The following is a 5,306-nucleotide window of genomic DNA, read 5'->3' on the forward strand; positions in this document are numbered from 1 at the left end:
CCGGGAAGAGGTAGACGGCCAGGAAGAGCGCGCTGACGTGCCTGCTGCCGAAGAACTTGAGCCGGCTGACGGCGTACGCGCCGGGTACGGCGGCGCAGGCCAGTACCGCGAAGATCTGTACGGCGGCGGCCTGTTCGATGACCTGGGTGGTCCCGTTGTCGGCGAACCGCATCAGGCCGGTGGTGCCGTCCCGCCGCTCGGACCAGATGTGGTCCGCGTAGTCGGCCATCGCCCGCCGGTAGACGGATCCGCCCGTCACCGATTCCAGCAGCAACAGGTTCTTGAAGAAGATCGAGTTGAAGAAGACGGGCTGGGTCAGCAGTCGGCCCTCCGTCACGAAATGCGCGTACGCGGCCTCGGCCGTACTCCGGGCCTGATTCAGGTACGTGCGGTCGCGGGTCGCCTCGTACAGCAGGGTGCCGACGCCGACCGGGACGCCCTGGTTGTAGGACCAGACGGTCCGGTCGACCGTGCCGGCGAGGTCGAGGTTGTCCCAGTAGAGGAACTCGGGCGTCCGCAGATGGGTGTTGGTCCAGTCGTAGAAGCGCTTGGACGACTCCAGATAACGGGACTTGCCGGTGATCTGGTGCAGGCGCAGGCCGAGTTGGGCGCCGGGCATGTTGGAGACCGTGTTGCGGCAGTGGTTCCAGTCGGCCTGGGTCCAGAACACCCCACCGGGGGCGGGGTGTTCCGCGTCGGTGTCCCAGCCCGACTCGACCAGCGCGAAGATCTCCTGCGCGCGGCGGAGCGCGGCACGGTCACCGGTCTGCAGATGCAGCTGGGACTTGGCCAGCCCCACCCACTCGTTGTCGTCGTAGAACATGTCGCCGCCCCCACCGTGCGGCGCGACCGGATAGGAGTCGTAGCCGGCGAGGCCGGTGGTGCCGCCCGAGGCGTTCCAGTACAACTCCTGCGCCTTGGCGCGGACGGCCAGATCCGGTGCGTGGCGGGGGTCCACGAAGGCCAGGTCGAGGGCTGCGACATGGACCTGGGACAGCGGCCATTCGTAGGAGTACGGGCGGTCGTCGACGGCGACCGGGTACTGCTCACGTACGAGCCCGGTGCCGTCCGCCACGTCGAAGTACTTCTCCAGAGCGCGATAGGTGACGTGTGCCCGCGAGAGGGAGGCCGAGGTGGACCGACTACCGGCCGGGCCCGGCGCGGCGGACGCGGTGGCAGCGGTCGCGGGCGCGGCGGCCAGGGCGGCCAGAGAGGCGCCGAGGACCTGACGGCGTGAGGGGGACCAGCGCATGCGGAAACTCTCCTGTTCGGGGGTACGGCGCGGGGTGCGCGGGGTGTCCGACAGTGCTCGACAACGTTGTCACCGGGGTGTGGGGACGTCAACGGCCAGGACGGAAATGGGCGGACGTAGATCGATTCCGTGCCGCGCGCCCCGTCGGGTCCCGCGCTCCCGCGCCCCGTCGGGTCCCGCGCTCGCGCCCCTCGCGCGCCTCGCGCCCCTCGCGTCGGGACCGCCCCCCGGATCGTGCCCGGTCACCCCCGCTGGCCTGCCCCGGGCCGCCGTCCGGCTATCCTGACCGGCGAACCGGACACGGGGTGCCCCACGAGGGGCTGAGATCACACCCGTCGAACCTGAACCAGCTAGCACTGGCGGAGGGATGTCTTCATGGCATTGCCATATGCGCAGAACGACCCCGCGGTCGCGGAGCGGGATGCCGCGTACTCGCGGACCGCGTTCGGAGGGCGGATGCCCACGGCCCCCGGCGACCTGCGGATCGAGACCCACGGGATAGCCCCCGTCCCCGAGGACCGGCGCTACGGCGGCCCCGGCCGGCTGTTCACCGTCTGGTTCGCCCCCAATCTGACCATGACCGGCGTCTTCACCGGTACCGTCGGCGTCGCGCTGGGCCTGGACTTCACCACCGCGCTCGTCGCGGTCGTCCTCGGCACGTTCGTCGGGGCGGCGCCCACGGCCTACCTCGGCACCTGGGGAAGCCGGACCGGAGTCGGTCAACTCCCCCTCGCCCGGCTGGCGTTCGGTCGAGGAGTCGTACTGCCCGGAGCGTTGCAGTGGCTGTCCTCGATCGCCTGGGACGCGCTGATCGGCCTGTTCGGCGGGGACGCGCTGGCCCAGCTGTGCGGCTGGCCGTTCTGGCTGGGCGTGCTGGTCATGATGGCCGCCCAGGGGGGCCTCGGCGTACTGGGGTACGAGGCGATCCACCGGCTCCAGACCGTGATGACGTTCCTCCTGGCCGCCGCCTTCGCCGTACTGGCCGTCAAACTGCTGGACGGTGTGCACCCCGCCACTTCCGGTGCCGCGCACGGCGGTGACCGGGCGGGCGCCTTCGTCCTGACGTTCACGATCGCGCTGAGCCTGTCGCTGTCGTGGGCCCCGTACGCGAGCGACTTCAGCCGCTACCTTCCGGCCGGTACCTCCCGTCCGCGCATGTTCTGGTGCACCCTGCTGGGCATCGGCGCCTCCTTCGTGGCCGTCCAGACGCTCGGCCTGTGGGGCGCGTCCGTCTTCACCGATCAGACCGCGCGCGGGATCGACACCCTGCTGGGCGGCGGCGCGCTCGGGGCGTTCGGCCTGCTCGCCGTGGTGCTCGCCGCGCTGTGCAGCAACGCCATGAACGACTACAGCGGTTCCCTGGCCCTGCAGACGATCGGGGTGCGCCTGCCGCGCCCCGTCGCCGCGGCCCTCGCCGCCGCTCTCGGATTCCCACTGGTGCTGTGGATGCACGCGGCCGACACCACGGCACGCTTCCAGAACGTGCTGCTCCTGGTCGGCTACTGGATTCCCGGCTTCGTCGCGATCGTGGCGGTCGACTGGTGGGCGAGGGCCCGGGCCCGCCGCGGTGCCCCGATCGACCTCGCCACCGAGAGCGCCCGCGACCGGCCGTGGTGGCCGGCGCTCGTCGCCTTCGTCGTCGCCTTCGCCGCGGCGGTGCCCTTCATGAGCACCGGCCTGTACGTGGGCCCGGTGGCGGAGTCCCTGCACGGGGCGGACCTCGCCTACGGCGTGGCGTTCCTCGTGGCCCTCTCCGTCTACGCCCCGCTCCGCCTGCGCCCGCGCTCCTGACGGACAGCCGGTCGCCCCGGAGACCGAACCGGCCGGGGCGGGTCGCCGACCGGCTGCGGGGGCCTTCCGTTCGCCAGGTGTACGGCGAGGTTTCACGAACCCGCCCCCGCCAGGTATCCGGGGAGCGCTGTCCTTGGGGCGACCTCGCTGTCCCCCCATCCCCAGGAGGCCGTCTCCCATGACAGAACTCGACCGGCGCAGGTTTTTGCAGATCGCCGGAGGTGCCGCGGCCTTCACGATGCTGAACGAGAGCATCGCGAGGGCCGCCGCCATTCCCGCGCAGGGCTCCACCGGCACGATCCAGGACATCGAGCACGTCGTCGTGCTGATGCAGGAGAACCGTTCCTTCGACCACTACTTCGGGGCGATGAAGGGGGTACGAGGTTTCGGGGACCCCCGGCCCGTGCTCCAGGACAACGGCAAGTCCGTCTTCCACCAGTCCGACGGGACGAAGGACGTCCTCCCCTTCAACCCTCAGGTGGCCGACCTCGGGATGCAGTTCCTGGAAGGGCTGGACCACGTCTGGGCCGGCGGCCAGCAGGCGTACAACAACGGCAAGTACGACAAGTGGGTGCCGGCCAAGACCGCCACCACCATGTCGCACATGACGCGGAAGGACATCCCCTTCCACTACGCGCTCGCCGACGCCTTCACCGTGTGCGACGCCTACCACTGCTCCTTCATCGGAGCCACCGACCCCAACCGCTACTACCTCTGGTCCGGTCACACCGGCAACGACGGCACGGGCGGCGGCCCGGTCCTCGGCAACCAGGAGGCCGGTTACGGCTGGAAGACCTATCCCGAGCGGCTGGAGTCGGCCGGGGTCTCCTGGAAGATCTACCAGGACATCGGCGACGGCCTGGACGCCGCGGGGTCCTGGGGCTGGATCAGCGACGCCTTCCGGGGCAACTACGGCGACAACTCCCTGCTGTACTTCAACAGCTACCGCGATGCCCAGCCCGGCAGCGCCCTGTACGAGAAGGCCCGCACCGGCACCGACGTCAAAGCGGGCGGTACGTACTTCGACCGGCTGCGCGCGGACGTGGCCGCCGGGACCCTCCCGAAGGTCTCCTGGATCGCCGCCCCCGAGGCGTTCAGCGAGCACGCGAACTGGCCCACGAACTTCGGCGCCTGGTACATCTCGCAGGTCCTGGACGCGCTGACGTCGAACCCGGCGGTCTGGGCCAAGACCGCCCTGTTCCTCACCTACGACGAGAACGACGGCTTTTTCGACCACGTGGTCCCGCCGTACCCTCCGGCCTCCTCCGCCTGGGGCCTGTCCACCGCCGACGTGTCGAAGGACCTCTACCCGGGCGGCACGAGCTACGCTGCGGGCCCGTACGGGCTCGGTCCGCGGGTGCCGATGATCGTGGTCTCACCGTGGAGCAAGGGCGGTTACGTCTGCTCGGAGACCTTCGACCACACCTCGGTGATCCGCTTCCTGGAGAAGCGCTTCGGGGTGCGGGAGCCGAACATCTCACCGTGGCGCCGCGCCATCTGCGGGGACCTCACCTCCGCCTTCGACTTCAAGCGCGCGGACGGGGCACCCGCCGCTCTGCCCTCCACGGCCCGGTACGTGCCGCCGGACAAGAACCGGCACCCCTCCTACCACCCGACCCCGCCGGCCACCGGCGCCCTTCCGGAGCAGGAGCCGGGATCGAAGCCGACCCGCGCGCTCGGGTACAGCCCCTACGTGGACGGCCGGGCCGCCGTCTCCACCGGCAAGTTCACCCTGACCTTCTCCAGCGGCCCCACCCTCGGCGCGCACTTCCACAGCACGTCGGGCAACCGTACGGACGGGCCCTGGCCCTACAGCGTCGAGGCGGGCAAGACCCTCTCGGACACCTGGAGCACCAGCAGTTCGACCGGCAACCGGATCGACCTCACGGTCTGGGGCCCGAACGGCTTCCTGCGCACCTGGCAGGGGCCGGCGGCGAAGGCGGGGCCCGAGGTCACCGCCCGCCATGTGGCGGCGGACGGCAGCCTGAAGCTCACCCTGACCAACTCCGCCCCGGTCGCCGCGCACCTCACCGTGACCAACGCCTACGGCGGGGCGGCCCAGACCTTCAAGGTCGGCCCCGGCGCCACCCTCTCCCACACGGTCGACCTGCGCGCGACGTCCCGCTGGTACGACGTCAAGGTGGTCTCCGACGCCGACGCCACCTTCCTGCGCCGCTTCGCCGGCCACGTGGAGACCGGCGCCCCGGGCGTCTCCGACCCGGCGATCAGGACAGCCTGACGCAACGCCACCGGCTGTGCCGGT

At 70.9% G+C, this 5,306-nt stretch carries 3 protein-coding genes and 1 riboswitch; of the genes, 2 read left to right on the top strand and 1 reads right to left on the bottom strand.

Going from position 1 to position 5,306, the window contains the following annotated elements:
• The coding region (locus tag ACWD3D_RS32930; protein ID WP_451464394.1) for a glycoside hydrolase family 76 protein at positions 1-1,252 on the bottom strand (1,252 nt) is incomplete at its 3' end.
• Positions 1,253-1,543: 291 nt separating this feature from the next.
• Positions 1,544-1,637, top strand: a riboswitch (TPP riboswitch).
• Here ACWD3D_RS32930 and ACWD3D_RS32935 point away from each other — a divergent pair.
• Both ACWD3D_RS32935 and ACWD3D_RS32940 read left to right on the top strand, forming a co-directional pair.
• On the top strand, positions 1,628-3,043 hold the full coding sequence (locus ACWD3D_RS32935) for a purine-cytosine permease family protein (protein WP_451464395.1): 1,416 nt from the start codon (positions 1,628-1,630) through the stop codon (positions 3,041-3,043). Its footprint overlaps the riboswitch before it by 10 nt.
• 178 nt (positions 3,044-3,221) lie before the next feature.
• Positions 3,222-5,282, top strand: coding sequence for a phosphocholine-specific phospholipase C (locus ACWD3D_RS32940; RefSeq protein WP_451464396.1), 2,061 nt, complete (start codon positions 3,222-3,224; stop codon positions 5,280-5,282).
• Positions 5,283-5,306 lie beyond the last annotated feature (24 nt).

The sequence above is a fragment of the Streptomyces sp. NPDC002690 genome (assembly GCF_053592415.1).

What these genes read in the sequence shown, in the direction of transcription:
- ACWD3D_RS32935 (WP_451464395.1), top strand. Translation starts at nt 1,628, where the DNA reads ATGGCATTGCCATATGCGCAGAACGACCCCGCGGTCGCGGAGCGGGAT.
- ACWD3D_RS32940 (WP_451464396.1), top strand. Translation starts at nt 3,222, where the DNA reads ATGACAGAACTCGACCGGCGCAGGTTTTTGCAGATCGCCGGAGGTGCC.